This is a genomic window from Nostoc sp. CALU 546, assembly GCF_048836525.1.
Map to the genome: position 1 here is coordinate 14,117 of NZ_JAWJTF010000001.1, position 17,963 is coordinate 32,079.

The 17,963-nt window shown below is 43.3% G+C and carries 18 protein-coding genes and 1 tRNA gene; 8 read left to right on the top strand and 11 right to left on the bottom strand.

The window, feature by feature from the left end:
• Positions 1–228: 228 nt before the first annotated feature.
• Together RRG12_RS00065 and RRG12_RS00070 are read right to left on the bottom strand one after the other, a co-directional pair.
• Positions 229–975: an SDR family oxidoreductase gene (locus RRG12_RS00065; protein ID WP_322676152.1), complete on the bottom strand. Its 747-nt coding sequence runs from the start codon at positions 973–975 to the stop codon at positions 229–231.
• 48 nt (positions 976–1,023) lie between these two features.
• Positions 1,024–1,230, bottom strand: a complete 207-nt coding sequence (locus RRG12_RS00070) for a hypothetical protein (protein ID WP_420757918.1) — start codon at positions 1,228–1,230, stop codon at positions 1,024–1,026.
• A gap of 138 nt (positions 1,231–1,368) precedes the next feature.
• On the opposite strand from RRG12_RS00070, the gene RRG12_RS00075 reads away from it, so the two are divergent.
• From RRG12_RS00075 to cysE, 3 genes are all read left to right on the top strand, one after another.
• Positions 1,369–2,289, top strand: a complete 921-nt coding sequence (locus RRG12_RS00075) for an AraC family transcriptional regulator (RefSeq protein ID WP_420757919.1) — start codon at positions 1,369–1,371, stop codon at positions 2,287–2,289.
• Positions 2,290–2,578: 289 nt separating this feature from the next.
• The gene (locus RRG12_RS00080) at positions 2,579–3,070 is read left to right on the top strand and encodes a hypothetical protein (RefSeq protein WP_420757920.1); all 492 of its coding nucleotides are present in this window, start codon (positions 2,579–2,581) and stop codon (positions 3,068–3,070) included.
• A 145-nt stretch (positions 3,071–3,215) separates the two neighbouring features.
• Positions 3,216–3,980 carry a serine O-acetyltransferase gene (cysE, locus tag RRG12_RS00085; RefSeq protein ID WP_420757921.1) on the top strand — a complete coding sequence of 255 codons (765 nt, stop codon included), beginning with the start codon at positions 3,216–3,218 and terminating at the stop codon, positions 3,978–3,980.
• Between the two features lie 95 nt (positions 3,981–4,075).
• On the opposite strand, the gene RRG12_RS00090 is transcribed toward cysE, so the two are convergent.
• Positions 4,076–4,660 carry an Npun_F5749 family FMN-dependent PPOX-type flavoprotein gene (locus tag RRG12_RS00090; RefSeq protein ID WP_420757922.1) on the bottom strand — a complete coding sequence of 195 codons (585 nt, stop codon included), beginning with the start codon at positions 4,658–4,660 and terminating at the stop codon, positions 4,076–4,078.
• Between the two features lie 203 nt (positions 4,661–4,863).
• Here RRG12_RS00090 and RRG12_RS00095 point away from each other — a divergent pair, with 203 nt between their 5' ends.
• From RRG12_RS00095 to RRG12_RS00105, 3 genes are all read left to right on the top strand, one after another.
• Positions 4,864–5,190, top strand: coding sequence for a hypothetical protein (locus RRG12_RS00095; RefSeq protein ID WP_420757923.1), 327 nt, complete (start codon positions 4,864–4,866; stop codon positions 5,188–5,190).
• Position 5,191: 1 nt separating this feature from the next.
• Positions 5,192–7,129, top strand: coding sequence for a CHAT domain-containing protein (locus tag RRG12_RS00100; protein ID WP_420757924.1), 1,938 nt, complete (start codon positions 5,192–5,194; stop codon positions 7,127–7,129).
• 280 nt (positions 7,130–7,409) lie between these two features.
• Complete coding sequence (locus RRG12_RS00105; protein ID WP_420757925.1) at positions 7,410–8,489, top strand: tetratricopeptide repeat protein; 1,080 nt, start codon at positions 7,410–7,412, stop codon at positions 8,487–8,489.
• A gap of 634 nt (positions 8,490–9,123) precedes the next feature.
• Here RRG12_RS00105 and RRG12_RS00110 read toward each other — a convergent pair.
• The 7 genes from RRG12_RS00110 to RRG12_RS00140 all read right to left on the bottom strand — a co-directional run bounded on the left by RRG12_RS00110 (position 9,124) and on the right by RRG12_RS00140 (position 15,240).
• Positions 9,124–9,546 (bottom strand): type II toxin-antitoxin system VapC family toxin, encoded by a 423-nt coding sequence (locus tag RRG12_RS00110; RefSeq protein ID WP_420757926.1) that lies wholly within the window; start codon positions 9,544–9,546, stop codon positions 9,124–9,126.
• Positions 9,543–9,821, bottom strand: a complete 279-nt coding sequence (locus RRG12_RS00115) for a DUF2281 domain-containing protein (protein ID WP_420757927.1) — start codon at positions 9,819–9,821, stop codon at positions 9,543–9,545. The genes RRG12_RS00110 and RRG12_RS00115 overlap by 4 nt, the downstream gene beginning before the upstream one ends.
• A gap of 236 nt (positions 9,822–10,057) precedes the next feature.
• Complete coding sequence (locus tag RRG12_RS00120; protein ID WP_322638021.1) at positions 10,058–10,366, bottom strand: KGK domain-containing protein; 309 nt, start codon at positions 10,364–10,366, stop codon at positions 10,058–10,060.
• Positions 10,367–10,588: 222 nt separating this feature from the next.
• On the bottom strand, positions 10,589–11,650 hold the full coding sequence (gene ccsB, locus RRG12_RS00125; RefSeq protein ID WP_069074049.1) for a c-type cytochrome biogenesis protein CcsB: 1,062 nt from the start codon (positions 11,648–11,650) through the stop codon (positions 10,589–10,591).
• Between the two features lie 256 nt (positions 11,651–11,906).
• A complete protein-coding gene (locus tag RRG12_RS00130) occupies positions 11,907–13,652 on the bottom strand; it encodes a DUF3352 domain-containing protein (RefSeq protein WP_069074048.1) in 1,746 nt (581 codons plus the stop codon).
• A gap of 439 nt (positions 13,653–14,091) precedes the next feature.
• Positions 14,092–14,721, bottom strand: coding sequence for a chorismate lyase (locus RRG12_RS00135; RefSeq protein WP_069074046.1), 630 nt, complete (start codon positions 14,719–14,721; stop codon positions 14,092–14,094).
• Positions 14,722–15,159: 438 nt separating this feature from the next.
• Positions 15,160–15,240 (bottom strand) — tRNA-Leu (locus RRG12_RS00140).
• 389 nt (positions 15,241–15,629) lie between these two features.
• Between RRG12_RS00140 and accC the strand changes: the two genes are divergently transcribed.
• Positions 15,630–16,973 (top strand): acetyl-CoA carboxylase biotin carboxylase subunit, encoded by a 1,344-nt coding sequence (accC, locus tag RRG12_RS00145; RefSeq protein WP_069074045.1) that lies wholly within the window; start codon positions 15,630–15,632, stop codon positions 16,971–16,973.
• Positions 16,974–17,051: 78 nt separating this feature from the next.
• On the opposite strand, the gene RRG12_RS00150 is transcribed toward accC, so the two are convergent.
• Complete coding sequence (locus RRG12_RS00150) at positions 17,052–17,345, bottom strand: YggT family protein (RefSeq protein WP_069074044.1); 294 nt, start codon at positions 17,343–17,345, stop codon at positions 17,052–17,054.
• A 402-nt stretch (positions 17,346–17,747) separates the two neighbouring features.
• On the opposite strand from RRG12_RS00150, the gene psbX reads away from it, so the two are divergent.
• The gene (psbX, locus tag RRG12_RS00155) at positions 17,748–17,867 is read left to right on the top strand and encodes a photosystem II reaction center X protein (RefSeq protein ID WP_094330563.1); all 120 of its coding nucleotides are present in this window, start codon (positions 17,748–17,750) and stop codon (positions 17,865–17,867) included.
• Positions 17,868–17,963 lie beyond the last annotated feature (96 nt).

Genomic DNA, 17,963 nt, shown 5'->3' on the forward strand with positions numbered 1-17,963 from the left:
GTGAACAACACCCAATCAGTACGCTATTTTTGGCTTAAGTTGACACCAGTGCCACCCTACAAGAATCATCCCTTGATTCAGCAACGCCCGTTTTTCTAGGGTGTCTGTGATGAGGCGATCGCCTACATAATATTTGGAGAATGACAAAAAATAGAGTCAAGGTAAGCGCTACTACCTACTTTGACTCTATTTCCTAGTAGTTTCCCTAGCGCCGCTATCTTCTCAAAATTAGAATGCACTTGCTGTGGGGCGGACAATTACTTCATTGATATCGACATCATCTGGCTGGGATACGGCGTACAAGACGGCTCTTGCGATCGCATCTGGAGTCAGTGCGATTTTGCGAAATTCTTTCAAAGCGCCTTTTGCAGAATCATCCGTGATATCAGAGCCGAGTTCAGTCTCAACGACACCAGGGGATATTGTTGTCACGCGGATATTTTTCGATTCCTGACGCAGCCCTTCGGATATGGCCCAAACAGCATATTTTGTCGCACAATAAACTGCACCAGTAGGCACCACCACATGCGCGCCGATGGAAGCAGTATTGATAAACTGGCCGCCGCCTTGCGCTTCCATGATGGGCAAACCCGCAGCAATGCCATTCAAGACGCCGTGGATATTCACATTAATCATGGTGTCCCACTCCTCGACTTTCAGAGCGTTCATCGGGGAAAGGGGCATAACACCTGCGTTGTTATAGATGACATCAACGCGGCCAAACTTGTCTAGAGCAAAGTGAATGAACTTTTTCATATCCTCACGATTAGCAACATCCACCGCCTTGAATTCTGCTGTGCCGCCTTCCTTGTGGATATCCTCAACAATTTTTTCCAGTTTTTCCGTGCGTCGTGCGCCTAAAACAACTTTTGCGCCATTTTTAGCTAGCAATTTGGCTGTAGCTTCACCAATTCCGCTACTGGCTCCAGTGATGATAACAACTTTGTTTTCTACGTTTGTCTTGTCTTTCGTCATTGCCTTATCCTTTGACTGTTTTATTGAACAGAATTCAGGAGTCAGGAGTCAGAATTCAGTTGGGTATTCTGTATGACTGGCGGTGCTTCGTAGCGCTAGCGACGCAGGAGCGTCTGAATAATCGGCGTTTTTGCACCCCCACAAAACAAGAAAATTTGGTGGTGCAACAATTCCTGCGCCGGTCTGAATCCCCGACTTATTTATTCTGACTTCTGAATTCTGACTTCTGAATTCTTCTTCAATCGATGTGTTCATAATATGTCTGTAATTAAGAGTTTTAAATGCACAAACCTCTCGTTTTATTGCCTAATTCTCCAAAACAAGATTTTATGAGTAGGCAAAGATGTTCTACAATCATCAAAGAAAAATGATTCAATCACTCAGGAAGCCAGCATGGCGATTGAAATACTGAAGCATGGCGCGGCTGTCAATGAGTGTAAAGAACTGGCAGCATTATTAGAGAGGCACACCAACGGCAAGGGGAACGGTGTCCACAAAACAGATATAAATAAACTGGAATTTATGCGGGAATCTTCTACTTCCACCGCATTACAGTGTGTTTATGAACCTATTCTTGGCATCGTCGTTCAGGGTAAAAAAGAAGCTTTATTGGGTGAGGAAACCTATCGTTATGGCGCGGCTCAATATCTTGTTGTCTCGGTTGATTTGCCGCTCAGTGGATTTGTTATAGAGGCCACGCCAGAAAAGCCCTATTTAGGATTCAAGCTGAATTTAGACCCACGGCAACTCTGTGACATTATTGCCCAAATTAGACCAGGTACGCCTAAGAAAGAAAACTCTGTCAGAGGCTTGTTTGTAAGTAACGTTGATGCACCGTTGATCGATTGTGCCCTAAGACTGACACGGCTTTTAGATACGCCACAGGATATCCCCATACTGGCGCCGATGATTATCCGCGAAATGTATTATCGCCTTTTAATGGGTGAACAGGGAGAAGCTGTCCGCCAGATTGCTACATCCGGCAGCAACATGCAGCGCATTGCCGAGGTGATAAAACTTATCAAGGCTGATTTTGCAAAACCGATGCGGATTGAGGAGCTAGCTGGGCAAGCGAGTATGTCTCCTTCATCTTTCCATCACCATTTTAAGGAAGTAACATCAATGAGTCCGCTTCAATATCAAAAGCAATTAAGACTACTAGAAGCGCGTCGCTTGATGCTTGCCGAAAACTCCGATGCCGTCAATGCTGCCTATCAGGTGGGTTATGAAAGCCCCTCACAGTTTAGCCGTGAATATTCCCGTATGTTCGGTGCGCCGCCAATTAAGGATATTGAACGTTTACGTACAGCTTGATCGGAGACTGCCCAGTTATCTTTCAGGTTCAACCACAATATTGGCGTAATAAACTAAACACCTGGCTGAAGTTGTCTAGTCCAAAAGAGGTAATTATATCTAAATCATTTGTTGCAAAATTGTAGCTGCTGCCTAGATCAAGATACAACCTAGCAATTACCTGGCTGCCCTCAAAGTCATTACTTGTGGCACATTTGATTGTGGCACACCCGACTGAAATTTTACTGGAATTTTTTCATTAGAATATGTATATATAACTACTAATTTAAAAGCCTGTTGGAGGGCTACTATGAAATACTGTCGCCCCCGACTTCAGTTTTGCGGCGGTTGGCTGTTGGCTTTACTTACCGCCATCACAGCTACCCCCGTAATAGCAGAGACAGCAAACTTTGGTACTTTCAATTTATCAACCAACTTTGATCAAGCACAAGGAACATTGCAGGGATTTACAGGTGGTTCTTACTCATTGTCTGCCATAAGTAACCGCGATCGCGATCAAAAAGCCTGTATTGGTTTTGCCGATCCAAGTCCAGATCATATTATGGTTCTGGAAAATGACTTTTCCCAGCTAACAATCCAAGTCGATAGCAACAACACCGACACCACTTTACTGATCCAAGGCCCAGATAACACTACAATTCGTTGTGGTGATGACACTGGCAAAAGTAAAGATGCTAGCGTTAGCGATCGCAACTGGAAAAGGGGCACGTATCGGATTTGGGTAGGTACATTTAATCCTGGGGTCAAGCGGGATTATACTCTGACGGTGGAGCAGCAGTAATGGGGATCGGGAAGTTAGGAGTTAGGAGTTAGAAGTTAGGAGTCAAGTGATTAATACCTAATTCCCAATTCCCAATTTTTAGGTGTAACGCTTGAAAGGATAATATAGGAGAGTAGCTTGTCGTGCTTTCCGAGGGTGCTATCTCGTGCTATCTATACTGCGTGCTGACTTTCGTATCATATTTGAACGTGACCCAGCTGCCCGTAACTGGTTGGAAGTTTTATTTTGTTACCCAGGTTTGCAAGCCTTGCTATTTCATCGGCTGGCTCACTGGTTGTATACTCTTGGTCTTCCTTTGATTCCACGCCTGATTTCTCACTTAGCTCGGTTTTTGACTGGAATTGAAATCCACCCTGGTGCAGCAATTGGGCAAAGTGTGTTTATTGACCACGGTATGGGTGTAGTAATTGGTGAAACTGCGATCGTGGGAGACTATGCTCTCATTTATCAAGGTGTCACCCTTGGAGGTACTGGTAAAGAATGTGGCAAGCGCCATCCTACTGTGGGTGAAAATGTCGTAGTCGGGGCTGGAGCGAAGGTACTGGGCAATATTCAAATTGGCAATAATGTCCGTATTGGCGCTGGGTCTGTTGTTCTCAGAGATGTGCCTTCAGACTGTACTGTAGTAGGCGTGCCTGGGCGAATTATATATCGTTCTGGAGTTCGGATTGCACCTCTCGAACACAATAACTTACCAGATTCGGAAGCCCAAGTAATTCGTGCTTTAGTAGACCGGATTGAAGCTTTGGAAGAACAAATACAAACTCTTCAGCGCAACAATTCTTCAGAAAAAACTCCTGTGTTAGTAGGTTGTGTAGCTTCTAACCAAGCTGATTTATACCAAGATGCTCCTGTGTGCAGCCTTAAAGATAAGGCAATACAGCAGTTTCTAGATGGTGCGGGTATTTAAATAAAGTTAGGAGTTAGGAGTTAAAAGTGAGGAGTCAGGAATAAAAATTATCAATGCCAAGCAACTTTTCACTTCATAACTCCTAACTGACAAAATTAAGGATTAATTTCTTCACAAAACCACTCTTGATTTTCATCACGCTGGTAAAACCTTCTATTTTGTGGTTCGCCGCGTAATTCTAAGTGATCTACCTGCACCGGTTCGAGTAGCAGTAGACAAAAATTAGGTACTGGTTGCACAGGATCGGGTGCTGCTGGTGCAAAAGCTTCTGGGCTTTCGACTCTGGATTTACCAGGATGGGGCCAAGCAAACTGTAAACGCGCTGCATCACTTAATTCTTGCCACATTGCGATCCGGGCTGGCTGTAAATTCTGGTGAGAATCATCACTGTTTACCAGGCTTAAGCAGCCAGTGATGCGGAATTGTTCTCGTGTATTGGGGAAATACCAGCAAATTTCTGCCCAAGGTTGTTGCTGTATCTGATCGGCTTTGGCGCTACGGTTATCGGTGATAAATTTTAGCTGGTTTGTATCTTCTAAAAAGCCGCGAAAGACTAGGGTACGATTGGCGGGGCGACCGTTCGCTTGTAGCGTTGCTAGTTGCAGGTAACGGGCATAAACAAGGCTACGGTTGCGATGGAGTGCATGAGCGATCGCACTTCGCCAAGGAGCAAGAGACATATCAATTAAAAATTAAAAATTAAAAGTTAAAAATGAAGAAAGTCAGATTTAATCTGGGTTTCTAGGTTTGGGTCTGTTGTCTTATTTTAGACAATTGGTACAACACTAAGTAAATAATTTTGCTGTCTCTGTGTCTTTGGGTGAGTATTATCCTTATTTCAACGCAGAATATACAGTATGTTGTATAAATTCGCAGATGAGCTATGGCAGAAATTCAAGTTGGAATTGAAGGGGAAGGCGCACCAGCAGCAGCCGAGGCTTTGTTAGAAATTCCTGGAATATCGGGAAGCTATGAAGTTCCGACGCAAAGAGAGGGAACTTTGGCAGCTATTGCTACTATTATCGGTATTGTCGGCGGTGCTGCTGCTTTAGCTGAACAAATCCGCAAATGGTATCAAGAATGGCATAAATCTCATCCAGGTAAGCAATTTGATGTGGTAATTCTTGACCCTGATACTGGAAACAGGATTTTACTCGAAGAAGCTACCATAGAGGAAATCACGGAAATCCTCAAATCTCTCAACAAATAAAGTGCAAACTATCCGCATTCAACTTCGGAAAAGTACGCAGGAAACTGTTGAACTCAGGTATTGGCTACCTCAAAAAAATCACTATGAATCACGTCGCCTGCAATTAGCAGAAATCGCTGATTTCCTCCAGCAGGGTGAGCGAGATTACTATAAACTGCTGCCCAATTTACCAGGAATCGGGCAGCAGTTATTTTTTTGGTTGGATGGGGATGGACGGTGGTTGAGTCGGGGAATTGCTAACTGTCGCGGTGAGGGGTTAGTAATTGCCATTGATACTGATAAAAAATTGGCACATTTACCTTGGGAAGTGCTGCATGATGGTGAGAATTTTTTGGTGAAGCGGGTTAATCCAGTGGTGTTACCTCTGCGCTGGATTGAGAAAGAAACGGAAGGGTTTTCTGTGGAAGCACGACAATTGCGAGTATTGTTTATGGCAACCGACCCGGAAGATGTGCAACCAAAGTTAGAGTTTGAACAGGAAGAGGCGAGAATTCTGGCTGATACGCGAGATTTTGCTGTAGATTTGCGGGTGGAAGAAAGCGGTTGCGTGAGCGAGTTGGGTAAGGTGTGGAGTCGCTATCTTGATGACTTTGATGTGTTTCACCTCACTGGACACGCCTCAATTAAAGATGAAGCACCTTACACGCCTTACTTTATCACTGAGACAGAAATTGGCGATCGCCACGAAACCACAGCCGCAGAACTGGCGGAAGTTTTCCGGTTTCGCTTTCCCAAGTTGGTGTTTTTATCTGGGTGTCGGACTGGACAAGCACCAGATAAAGGGGCTGTCCCTTCAATGGCTGAGGCACTTATTGAACAAGGTGCTAGGGCGGTTTTAAGTTGGGGGCGGCCGGTGGAAGATCGGACAGCTACAGCCGCCGCCGCGCACCTCTACGGGAAATTGGCTGCCGGATATCAATTAGCTGAAGCACTCGCTAGCACTTACCAGCAGTTGTTTAAACAGAATGTGCGTGACTGGCATTTGTTACGGTTATATGTCCAGGGAGAATGTCCCGGTGCCTTGGTGGATGTGTTGGGAGATGTGCCACCCTCAGCGCCGGAACCTGCATACCAACAATTTTTAGATCCCGATACCCAACTGGTGCGGGTGGCGAAACCCTCTGAGTTTGTTGGGAGACGGCGGACTTTGCAACGTTGTCTCAAAGCAATTCGCACTTCATTAGGGGTACTAATTCACGGACTGGGGGGTGTGGGTAAGAGTACTGTGACGGCGCGACTTCTGGAAAGGATGGTTGGCTATCACAGGCTGGTGAACTTTCGGCAACTGGATGAGGACAAACTGCTCAAAACCCTTGCTGAACAATGTACCTCGGAACGGGGGCATGAAATTCTCAATGGCAAGTTACCGTTGATGCAGCGTCTCACTAAGTTTTTCACTGAAGGACTCAATTCCAAAGAACAGCGCTTTGCCTTTGTGCTGGATGACTTTGAGGCTAATTTGGAATTACGAAATGGGGTTTATGTCTTGCAACCACAAGTTGTGGATGTACTGCTGGCGTTGCTGAAGGCGATGCAAAATTCCCAACTTCCCCACAAGGTAATTATTACCTGTCGCTACGATTTCACGTTGTCGGAACTGAATCATCGTCTGTACCGCGAACCTCTGGGGGCTTTGGGTGGGGCAGATTTAATTAAAAAGTATAATCGTCTGGATTCGTTTAATGGCAGTTGGCAATTTCAGCCAGATTTGCCGAAACGTGCCAAAAAAGCAGCAGATGGAAATCCTCGGCTGTTGGAATGGTTAGTTGACACTCCCCGCAATAAATCGACGGGGATTCTTGGTTCAACGAGACCACTTAAACTAAGTTCCTTGCGTTACCTAGCCCAGAGGTGGGACTCTCCCCAAGCGTTAACTTTGGGTATGCCCTACCCTAGTTGCATTGCTGAGGCAGTGCGTTGGGCGGCTATGCCGACTTGAAGCAACTGCCGTGCAAGTTCTGTTTAACTTGAAACGATTTGTTTCAAAATTCTGATTCGTCTAGCCCCTATGAATCTTTTACCTACTGCTAGGAGGAACTAGAACAATGCAGTAGAACCGCATAGATTCAATTGTCAAGGTTCAGACTGCCGTTAGGCAACATTGGGTTTTTAAACAGGTTAATTACCCTACCTGTTTAAACGATCTTCTCATGAAAGCACCCTTATAAATTACTAAAAACCATAGTGTTCTCAAAGAAATTGCTTATTGTGAACACCAAATGGGTGAGGTTGATCAGGCATTAAACTATTACCAACAAACTTTAAATCTTTGTCCCACAGAAGACGAAGAAGAATTAGTATCAATTTATCATCATTTTGGGATGCTGAAAGCCAACACACGGGAAATTGACCAAGCGATCGCACTCTACAATCAGTCTTTAGAACTATACGAACGTACTGATAATCTCCAAGGCAAAGCGGCGACGTTGCAGCAACTGGGAATTATCTACGCCAAGAAAGGGGAAGTGGATGAAGCGATCGCACTCTACAATCAGTCTTTGTCAATAAAAGAACGCATTGGTGATGTCCAAGGCAAAGCGGCGACGTTGCACTGTCTGGGAGTGATCTACGCCAACAAAGGAGATGTGGATGAAGCGATCGCATTCTACAATCAGTCTTTGTCAATAAAAGAACGCATTGGTGATGTCCAAGGCAAAGCGGCGACGTTGAACAATCTAGGAATTATCTACGCCAACAAAGGGGAAGTGGAAGAAGCGATCGCACTTTTCAATAAATCTTTGGAAATAAAAGAACGGATTGGATATGTCCAAGGCAAAGCGGCAACGTTGCACCAGATGGGGATTATCTACGCCAGCAAAGGGGAAGTGGAGCAAGCAATCAAACTCTATAATCAGTCTTTGGAAATAAATAAACGCATTGGATATGTCCAAGGTAAAGCCGCCACGTTGCACTGTCTGGCAGGTATCTACGCCAACAAAGGGGAATTGGAGCAAGCAATCAAACTCTATAATCAGTCTTTGGAAATAACTCAACGCATTGGTTATGTCAAAGGCAAAGTAGCGACGTTGCACCGACTGGCAAGTATCTACGCCAACAAAGGGGAAGTGGATAAAGCGATCGCACTTTTCAATCAATCTTTGGAAATAAATGAACGCATTGGAAATGTCCAAGGCAAGGCAATGACTCTGTGGTTGTTAGGACATTTGGCAGAACAGCAGGGTGAATACACTAAAGCGATATCCTATTTGCAACCAGCTTTAGAGATTTTGCAGCGATTGAAGTCACCGGATGCTGAAAGTGTAAGTGCAAGTCTTGATAGGATAATTCGTAATTCGTAATTCGTAATTCGTAATTACAGGACGGAAAGATTTTTTGTCTCACGCAAAGGCGCAAAGAAGAACGCGAGAGTGTTTTCTAAATAAATGAAAATTGCTGTAATGAGTCTTTAATACTCGCGCGAGAGTCTTTGATACTCGTGGACGAGTCTTTGATACTCGCGGACGAGTCTTTTATACTCGTGAATGAGTCTTTTATACTCGTGAATGAGTCTTTTATACTCGTGGACGAGCCTTTGATACTCGTGAATGAGTCTTTTATACTCATGGACGAGTCTTTTATACTCGTGAATGAGTCTTTTATACTCGTGGATGAGTCTTTGAACTCCATTAATGAACCTCAGAGCTTCGTTGATGAACCTCGGAGCTTCATTCGTGAACCTCGCAATACTGTTCGGTTAAGGCAAGAGACGCGATAAATCGCCGTCTCTACAATAATCATTCCTTTGTAGAGACGGCGATTTATCGCGTCTTCGTGATTAGGCAATTTTAGATTAAATCAGGATGTATGCCGAGCGATGTCTACGACGGGCTACGCTTACGCACTCTACAATCAGTCTTTGAAAATAACTGAACGCATTGGTGATGTCCAAACCAAAGCAATACGCATAACAAATTGAATAAACAATGCGGTATCTTAATTAATGAACCATTTTTCTATGTTTATACCATCAAAATCTTTAAAATCTGCTACATTATTCGTTACTAAAATCAAGTTATTTATAACTGCAATACTCGCAATTTGCCCATCAATAAATCCAGGATTTTTACCAATTTTTGATAATCTAGCTCTTTCCTGAGCATGATATTGTGCAGATTTTAGCTCGTAATCAAATAAAGGGATTTCTGCTAAAATTACGTTGTTGATATAATCCTCTATATCTTGACGTTTTTTAGAAATAGGAAGACGGAAACAACCATATAACATTTCATGGATAACTAGGATAGCTGTGGCTGTTTCTTGTCTATATAATCTTAGCTTTTCCATTACTTTCTCGTTGGGATGAGGTCGTTTAGCCTCCGACAAAATATTAGTATCTAGTAAATAATTTAAACTCATAAATTAACTTCTCTTCCTGGTGACTTATCCCGGAGATTTTCAAAAGTGTCATCATCAATACTTTCTAAATCAACCCTTTGTCTAAAGTCTTGTAAAGCTGACCAAAAATCAGTAATATCTTTACTTTCTCTTGAAGTTTTTTGATGTTCAGATAGAGAAAATGGTTTTTTAACTGATAATTTATATTGGAGAAATTGAATAAAATCTAAAACTTCTTGCTGTTTATCTGGTGGCAATTCTCGAAATGTTTGTAGAACTGTTTGTTCAATAGTCATAGTTTTACCTCTGCTAGATGAGATATGATTACATTATAAGAAAATTGCTGTAATGAGGCTTTGATATTCGTTGATGAGTCTTTGAACTCCATTTTAGATTAAATCAGGATCTATGCCGAGCGATCACTAACGATGAAAATATTTAAATGTTTGGACTTTACAACAAATCTCAATGTGTCGCGGTGTCCAGAACCCCGACTTCTTTAAGAAGTCAGGGTTCTTTTGCTCATTTGATATTAATTTTCCACTTGTTTGAGTTTTTGAAAAATTTCATCAAGTGGTGACTCAGATTCATCAGGACAAAATTCTAAAGCAAGTCTAACTTTTCCTTTTTTCCATCCCAAAGTACTAAATTGCAAAACTTCACAATTTAATCCTTGGGTATACAAATTTACTTCGTCTGTTTCTTCTGCTCCAACATATTCCTTAATTGCTGTAATCAAATCACGGACTTTAAAAGTTTTGGCAATATTTAACTTATTAAAAGTGTCTGGTTCTATAGACACAACTTCATCATGGTTTAGTATCTCAAATCCATCTTCCATAAAAATCTCCTGTCAATAAATCTATATTTTCCAGAGATATAACAGTTCATCCGAAATAAAATGATGATTTTATAGATTTACTACTGGTTAAATAAAAATTTAGTAATAATTTGATATCCGGTAAATTAGCCTATAATTCTCGCGTTACCCCTCCCCAATCCTCCCCTTATCAAGGGGAGGGTGCGCGGCAACGCGGGTGGGGTAGTTTTATTTAAACGGTTCTTAGAAAAACCAACCGTAAGAATGCAAACCTTTACCCAAAAGATTTACACCGAGATAGCAAACCCAAACCACAAGCAAGCCGGCGGAGGCTAAAATTGCGGGACGACGCCCTTGCCAACCGCGAGTAATTCTGGCGTGAAGGTAGGCGGCGAATACTAACCAGGTGATTAATGCCCAAGTTTCTTTCGGGTCCCAACTCCAGTAGGAACCCCAGGCTTCGTTAGCCCAAACGCCACCGGCAATGATGCCAATTGTCAGCAGGGGAAATCCTAGTCCGATGATGCGATAGCTGATGTTGTCGAGGGTTTCGGCAAGGCTAAGGCGCTGGGGTGAAAGAGGTTCAGCAGATGCTACGGCTTGAGATTCAGGGGTAGTCACTAAATTCAAAACAGCTGTGTTACCGTTACCGTTGCCGTTGCTACTAGTTTCAAAACGGGCAAAGCCGTTATTTTCGACAGCGGGGGCTGGTGATTGAGAAATTACTTCAGACGCTTTGTGCAAGCGGTAACCGTTGCTGCGATAACCACCAGCACCAACAGAACTTCCTTGTAGTTGGATATTTTGACCGCGAGTGACAATCAAAAAAGCGATCGCTAATAATGAACCCACCATCAAAGCAGAATAACTCAACATCATGACGCTGACGTGCATCATCAGCCAATTTGACTTCAAGGCAGGTACTAGGGGTTCTGACGCTTGCATCTGCGATGGTAGTGTCATAGTAGCAAAAGCAGTAATAGCCATTGCCACCGGAGCTGTTGCAACCCCTACTAAGCGGCTACGGCTACTATTTTCAGCAATTAGATGGACGGCGGTAATTCCCCAAGTTAAGAAAAACAGGGATTCATAGAGATTACTTAGGGGAAAGTAACCAGCTTCGATCCATCGTGCCCCTAATAGAGTCGCAATACTCAAATTTGCGATCGCCATTCCAGCTGTCCCCAAAGCGGCTAGATAAGGCAGATTTGGAAAAGCCGCTCCTCCCCAATACACGAGCATTGTTAGGAATAATATGGCAAAAGACGCATTGTCCAGCCAGTTCTGGAGTACAACCAGATTCATAAAGTGTTCTCTCCGTGGATAATTTAAAATATGGATTTCTGACTGTTCTGATCCTATATGTTTAGAGGGTAATGAGACAGGGGAAATGGGAAATTGGGAATTGGGGATTGGGAATTGGGGATTGGGGACTGGGGATTAGGGACTGGGGACTAGGGACTGGGGATTAGAAAAGATAAGTATGTGGATTTAGATCCCAACCAATCTTAAAAGAATTTCTTCCCTAGTACCCAATCCCCAGTACCCAATCCCCAGTACCCTATTTAACAGAGTTACTCTTACTGCTTTCTGGAGTAGGCAATGTAGTGGTGTTACTAACTTTTTTGAGCGCGATAAAAATGTCGTAGCGGTTACTGCGACTGTCGCTGACAGCAGATGTCATCCCAATTGAGCGCGTTGCAGCTAGCAAAGTTTGTTGATTGGGAATTAGAGTTGGTAAAGGGAAATTTTTCACAGTTCGTTCCACATCCAGGAAAAATTGACCATTTGTCGGATTGGGTTCTGTAGGAACTGTTTCTTGGAAGGGGATTGTGCTAGCTAGTGTGTTGTTGGGTTTGGGAACGATTTTATCAGTGATGGGAGCGCCCACTACTAAGAAAGCGATATCTTCATCTAACCAGCCGTGGGTGGCCGTTAACGTACCATAAGGTGATACCCAATTAACAACGGATTGACCTCCGACTTTCCCAGGTTGCACTTGGAACTGGTATTGATTTTTCATCACTTCATCCAGCTGAGTGATGGATGTTTCAGCCGATTTGCGATTATTTGTCTGTACCATGAACAGCAAACCCACACGAAAATCATCTGGTGAACCTTGTTTTGGAGTAGTAGGAATCAGTGATAAGGAAAACTCGCCTTTCATCCAACTGAGCAAATCCTTATCTAAATCGAGATCGGTAAGCGATTTTATCCCACCTCTAATCTGTTCTGGTGCGATCGGTGAAAGGGGATTTCTCTGAGACGTTAAAATGTAGTTTCCCCACAACCGCTGTAAATTGCCCCCCGAAAGCATCATTAAAGTTTCTGCTGGTACGCGGCTTTGCATTTTCCCAGCTTTGTTTTCCACCGCCAGCAGTCGTTGACTATTAGGGTTTAACCAAGAAACGCCCTTTAAGCGGATTCCTTCTGGCTCTAAGATCATTGTCCCCGCTAAACCTTGGTTATTTTGCAGTTGAGCCAAAACTTGAGCAGGTAAAGGACGGTTTGGAGAAGCAGCGGCTATTTTGGCTGCGGCTGGCACATTTACGTAAAACTGGGCAAAGGGTTGGTAGTTGGCGATTTTCGGAAAATTCTCAGCAAATCCCCCTGTTGTGGCTAGGGATGTTTTATTTTTGTAGGCGTCGATAGCTCTTTCTGTGGCTTTGGGACTATCAGTTATCACTAAAAAACGCCCATCTAGTAATGCAGCCGAGAAGTTTTGCCCTGATTGTCCCTCACTTTGTTTAATGGCAAACCCTTGATAAGTACGGTCAATCCATTTACCTTGTTTAAGGGTTTTGGGTTGTGCCAAAATGCTTTTGGCGATTTCTGGGTTTTTCACTGGCAATACCATTACCATCGACTGCTGCTCAATAGCAGCATTTTCATTGGTGGTAACTGGTTTGGGTGCAGGTTTATTCCCCGCTGCTGGGGCAAGAATTGCGATCGCAATGTCATTGCCTACCCAAGGAGCAATATCTTTTTGGAAATCGTAACCATTATTAGTCAGAAAGCGATCGCGTAACTGAACTAAATTTTTGTCCAATTCTACTTGGGTGTCTTTTGTCCCAAACTCCCGCAATTTCTGCCACTGTTGGGGATCTGTTGTCAGAGAAACCGCAAACAGAGCATCACCAGGAATAATATTTGCACCTACTAGCAAATTCCTGGAAGATGGTTGTCTTTGGGTAAACCAGTATGCTGCACTTCCCGCACCAATCAATAACCCAGCAGCCGAAAGCGTCAGCACCAAAGACGGTTTCTTATTTTTTTTCATTGGAACAGACACAACAGGCAGTGCCATTGAAACCTATACCTCATATTGCAAACTCATTACTTGCTTGATTGGTTAAGTCAACCAAAAAGCTTCTCCTTATTTAGGGCAGTTAACTGCATAAATTTTTCTATTTTAAACTGCGTAATCAACCTTCTCGAATGTTTCAAAAGCAGCATTTTCGCAGTTAGTTACCTTTTTTAACACGCTTTGTTGAATTTCGCAGGAAACTTCCTTGAGACAGTTGCTTCTATCAGAAAGTCTCGGAAAGTTCACATCCGTCATTTTAAGCACTTCGAGGATATAACTAACTTGGGCATTGCTGCAAGTCATCAGCAAGCCACATTACCTTCTATTTACTGAGCTTCCACCTGTGGTATTAACTTTATCTAACCAAGCTAAATTCAGTATGCAAGATTTTGTATCGACTACCAATCTTACAAATTTAGATATGTTGTTGAAATTAATCCTATGCCTCAGTATTAATAGTACTCAATTGCATAGGCCCCAAATATTTGGTTAAATAAGGCGAAAAAACTTCATAAATTAATGTTAATGGCTGTCCATGATGCCAAAACAAATAGTGGCGACCCCAAAAAGGCCCAGTTACATCAAAACCTGACTGTAGCGCTGATGAGTCACCATAATAAATTCCTCGAACATCCCGATATAACTCTGTGCGAAGACGAGCTAAACTTGCCCAAATTGGTAATGAGCGGTTTTGTAAATACTCATCTACATGACTAGCTTCCCACCACGAGGTAGCATACGCTAATCGCTGACCAGAAGCAGTACGTAGCCATACTTGTCGCCGTAATCGCGGCCCTGGGACAGCTTGGATTAACTCAGGAGCAGCATCCAAGTCCATGCCAATCAATGACATATCAATAACATCTACTTCTACAGGCTCACCTGTGAGCAATTCCAAGTGACGTGTTGGGGAGCCATCACCCAAAAGCATTAGCTGCCAAGCAGGCGCTAGTTGAGTGTGAGGTAAACTTTGTTGAATTATCTCCTCCCCTCCTTGCCAAATCGGAGTGAGGCGATGCCAAGCTGGCGGTAGTGCTAGGTTGTTTGTCGGCGTAAAAGTAATAGTCAATGCTTTTTACAAAACTTCACTTATTTCTATAAAAGCATAAAAAACTAGTAATTTGACAAGGCAAATTTGCTTGCTGGGGAATAGGGAAAGATTTTTTCGTTTTGTCAAATTCTATTACGTAGCAAGCACTTCAGTGCTTTATACAAGTACTAAAGTCACTACTACAAACTCATTTACACAGTAAAGTTGCCTTAACTCATCCCCCGGCTTGAAGCCGGGGGATTTCGAGTCATTAGTCATTGGTCATTAGTAATTAGCACCAATGACCAATGACTAATGACTTTGGAGGCGGGCGGCTATCCCTCCCACCCCTCAAAGGTATGGGATTCCCGCCGATTTTCGTTGAGGAAGTATTAGAAATAAGAGAAATATTTAAGGGTCAATAGTCTAAGGTTTTTTGACCCTTGACTATCGACCCTATAATTAAACAAGCGAAAATGCGGATGGCGAGACTCGAACTCGCAAGGCAAAGCCACACGCACCTCAAGCGTGCGCGTATACCAATTCCGCCACATCCGCATGGTTTCTCTAAAGATAGACTATAGCATAAGAAAATAATTATAGTAAGGTGATATCTAAATTCAGTTGCTCAAAAATATAAATTTTCTCAAGGCGGTATCAGACTGACAGAAATCTAGCAGCTGCACAAGTGATATTAAAGGGGGTAGAGCTGCTGTGTTCGGCGGGGTATGCCTACGCAAAAGCCCAGCTTACTAGGCTAGCCAAGACTTACAGCAGCAATGTTGTTAGTGTAGTAAGACCTGTAGAGCCAGCAAGCCTGCAATCTCAAGTTTGCTTAGAATCAGGGTGGCGAATCTCCTGTCATAATTTGAAATAATGCGGAAGCGTTGTTTCAAGTTGGATCAGAGAAAATGTCAATCTACTGGTAATGATATCGAAACTAAAAAATGAAGTTTGACAAAATATTAATTGCCAATCGGGGAGAAATCGCCCTTCGCATTCTCCGCGCCTGTGAAGAAATGGGGATTGCAACAGTTGCGGTTCACTCCACCGTTGACCGTAATGCTCTCCACGTCCAACTTGCTGATGAAGCAGTTTGCATTGGCGAACCTGCTAGCAGTAAAAGTTATTTGAATATTCCGAATATTATTGCTGCTGCACTGACGCGCAATGCTACTGCTATTCATCCAGGCTATGGTTTTTTGGCAGAAAATGCCCGGTTTGCGGAAATCTGTGCCGACCATCATATTGCTTTTATCGGCCCGACTCCAGAAGCTATCAAGCTGATGGGGGATAAATCCACTGCCAAAGAAACCATGCAAAAAGCTGGAGTCCCGACAGTACCAGGTAGTGAGGGGTTGGTAGAATCCGAGCAAGAAGGATTAGGATTTGCCAAAGATATTGGCTATCCAGTAATGATCAAAGCTACAGCAGGTGGCGGCGGACGGGGTATGCGCCTAGTTCGTTCTGAAGATGAATTTGTCAAACTTTTCTTGGCGGCTCAAGGGGAAGCAGGAGCAGCTTTTGGGAATTCCGGCGTTTATATCGAAAAATTTATTGAACGTCCCCGGCACATCGAATTTCAAATTTTGGCGGATAACTACGGCAATGTTATCCACTTGGGTGAACGTGATTGCTCTATTCAACGCCGGAATCAAAAGCTACTAGAAGAAGCACCAAGTCCGGCTCTCGACCAAGACCTGCGCGAGAAAATGGGACAAGCTGCTGTCAAAGCTGCCCAATTCATTAACTACAGTGGGGCGGGTACTATCGAGTTTCTTTTGGATAGATCGGGGAAATTCTACTTTATGGAAATGAATACCCGAATTCAAGTAGAACACCCTGTAACAGAGATGATTACTGGGATAGACTTAGTTGCAGAACAAATCCGCATTGCCCAAGGGGAAAGACTCAAGCTTACCCAAGAACAAGTAGTATTACGAGGTCATGCGATCGAATGCCGGATCAACGCTGAAGATCCAGATCATGATTTTCGCCCATCTCCTGGAAGAATCAGCGGCTATCTCCCCCCCGGAGGACCTGGTGTTCGGATTGATTCCCACGTTTACACAGATTACCAAATCCCGCCCTACTACGATTCCTTGATCGGCAAGTTAATTGTTTGGGCACCAGATCGACCCACTGCTATTAACCGCATGAAACGCGCACTTCGGGAATGTGCCATTACTGGACTTCCTACTACCATCGGGTTTCATCAAAAAATTATGGAAACTCCACAGTTTTTGCAGGGTAATGTCTATACAAATTTTGTGCAGGAAATGAACGGTTAGGAGAGTAGGGAAGGAAAAAGGTTATAGGTTACAGGGGACAGGGTTATAACCTGTAACCTTTACCCTGTAACCTGTACCCTAATTTACACGAGATAGCATAGTCAGTAATCCTTGTTGACCTAGCAGAATTTCTCGCAGTAGGCTGAAAATCCCAACCCAAATAATAGGTGTAATGTCTACCCCGCCTATAGGTTGCACTAGCTTTCGCAACGGGATTAAAAATGGTTCAGTCGGCCAAGCTATCAAATTAAAGGGCAAACGATTCAGATCCACTTGCGGATACCAAGTGAGAATGATCCGGAATATAAACAAAAATGTCATTACCCCTAACACAGGGCCAAGAATCCAAGCAGTCAGGTCAACACCAGTCATCGTTTTAAGGTACTATCTGTCTGTAAAGAAAGAAAAATTTAGGCAACGGCAAGTCCTTCGGGTGACGCTCCTGCATCGCTAACGCCAGTCTATATGTGGGAAAACCCTTAGTCCTAACTCTCCTAAAAGGGGAGGACTGTACTGGCTCATAGCACTTTGCGACGCCGAAAAGCCCATCGTAGACATCGCTAAAAAATTTGAAGCTTTGTAAAGCACTCTCATCATTATTTTAACCAAATGCTGTCACTTCCTTCTGGAATACAAAAGGAAACACACTCACGCAGTTAAATCAATGACTATCAAGAAGGGTTATTAAGTTTGGCAGTTAACGCCCAGAGGCTTCTCAAGAAAGTAATACACTATTAAAATTAGGATGAAGTGTGTAAAAAAAGGTTGAGAAGTATGACGCCTTCTTTAGCAAATTTTCTTTGGAGTTTGGCTTGGGGTACTGCAATTGTTGTGATACCCGTTACAGTTGGTCTAATTTTCATTAGCCAAAAAGATAAAATTCAGCGTTCATAATGCTTATGAGAGTTAATTTAACTCTCACAATCGATTGTCTGTCAGCTATCTACATTTATTGCACCAAAAGCAGCATTTTCTGCAACTGGCCGCAAT

What these genes read in the sequence shown, in the direction of transcription:
- RRG12_RS00065 (WP_322676152.1), bottom strand. Translation starts at nt 975, where the DNA reads ATGACGAAAGACAAGACAAACGTAGAAAACAAAGTTGTTATCATCACT.
- RRG12_RS00070 (WP_420757918.1), bottom strand. Translation starts at nt 1,230, where the DNA reads ATGAACACATCGATTGAAGAAGAATTCAGAAGTCAGAATTCAGAAGTC.
- RRG12_RS00075 (WP_420757919.1), top strand. Translation starts at nt 1,369, where the DNA reads ATGGCGATTGAAATACTGAAGCATGGCGCGGCTGTCAATGAGTGTAAA.
- RRG12_RS00080 (WP_420757920.1), top strand. Translation starts at nt 2,579, where the DNA reads ATGAAATACTGTCGCCCCCGACTTCAGTTTTGCGGCGGTTGGCTGTTG.
- RRG12_RS00090 (WP_420757922.1), bottom strand. Translation starts at nt 4,660, where the DNA reads ATGTCTCTTGCTCCTTGGCGAAGTGCGATCGCTCATGCACTCCATCGC.
- RRG12_RS00095 (WP_420757923.1), top strand. Translation starts at nt 4,864, where the DNA reads ATGGCAGAAATTCAAGTTGGAATTGAAGGGGAAGGCGCACCAGCAGCA.
- RRG12_RS00105 (WP_420757925.1), top strand. Translation starts at nt 7,410, where the DNA reads ATGGGTGAGGTTGATCAGGCATTAAACTATTACCAACAAACTTTAAAT.
- RRG12_RS00110 (WP_420757926.1), bottom strand. Translation starts at nt 9,546, where the DNA reads ATGAGTTTAAATTATTTACTAGATACTAATATTTTGTCGGAGGCTAAA.
- RRG12_RS00115 (WP_420757927.1), bottom strand. Translation starts at nt 9,821, where the DNA reads ATGACTATTGAACAAACAGTTCTACAAACATTTCGAGAATTGCCACCA.
- RRG12_RS00120 (WP_322638021.1), bottom strand. Translation starts at nt 10,366, where the DNA reads ATGGAAGATGGATTTGAGATACTAAACCATGATGAAGTTGTGTCTATA.
- ccsB (WP_069074049.1), bottom strand. Translation starts at nt 11,650, where the DNA reads ATGAATCTGGTTGTACTCCAGAACTGGCTGGACAATGCGTCTTTTGCC.
- RRG12_RS00130 (WP_069074048.1), bottom strand. Translation starts at nt 13,652, where the DNA reads ATGGCACTGCCTGTTGTGTCTGTTCCAATGAAAAAAAATAAGAAACCG.
- accC (WP_069074045.1), top strand. Translation starts at nt 15,630, where the DNA reads ATGAAGTTTGACAAAATATTAATTGCCAATCGGGGAGAAATCGCCCTT.
- RRG12_RS00150 (WP_069074044.1), bottom strand. Translation starts at nt 17,345, where the DNA reads ATGACTGGTGTTGACCTGACTGCTTGGATTCTTGGCCCTGTGTTAGGG.
- psbX (WP_094330563.1), top strand. Translation starts at nt 17,748, where the DNA reads ATGACGCCTTCTTTAGCAAATTTTCTTTGGAGTTTGGCTTGGGGTACT.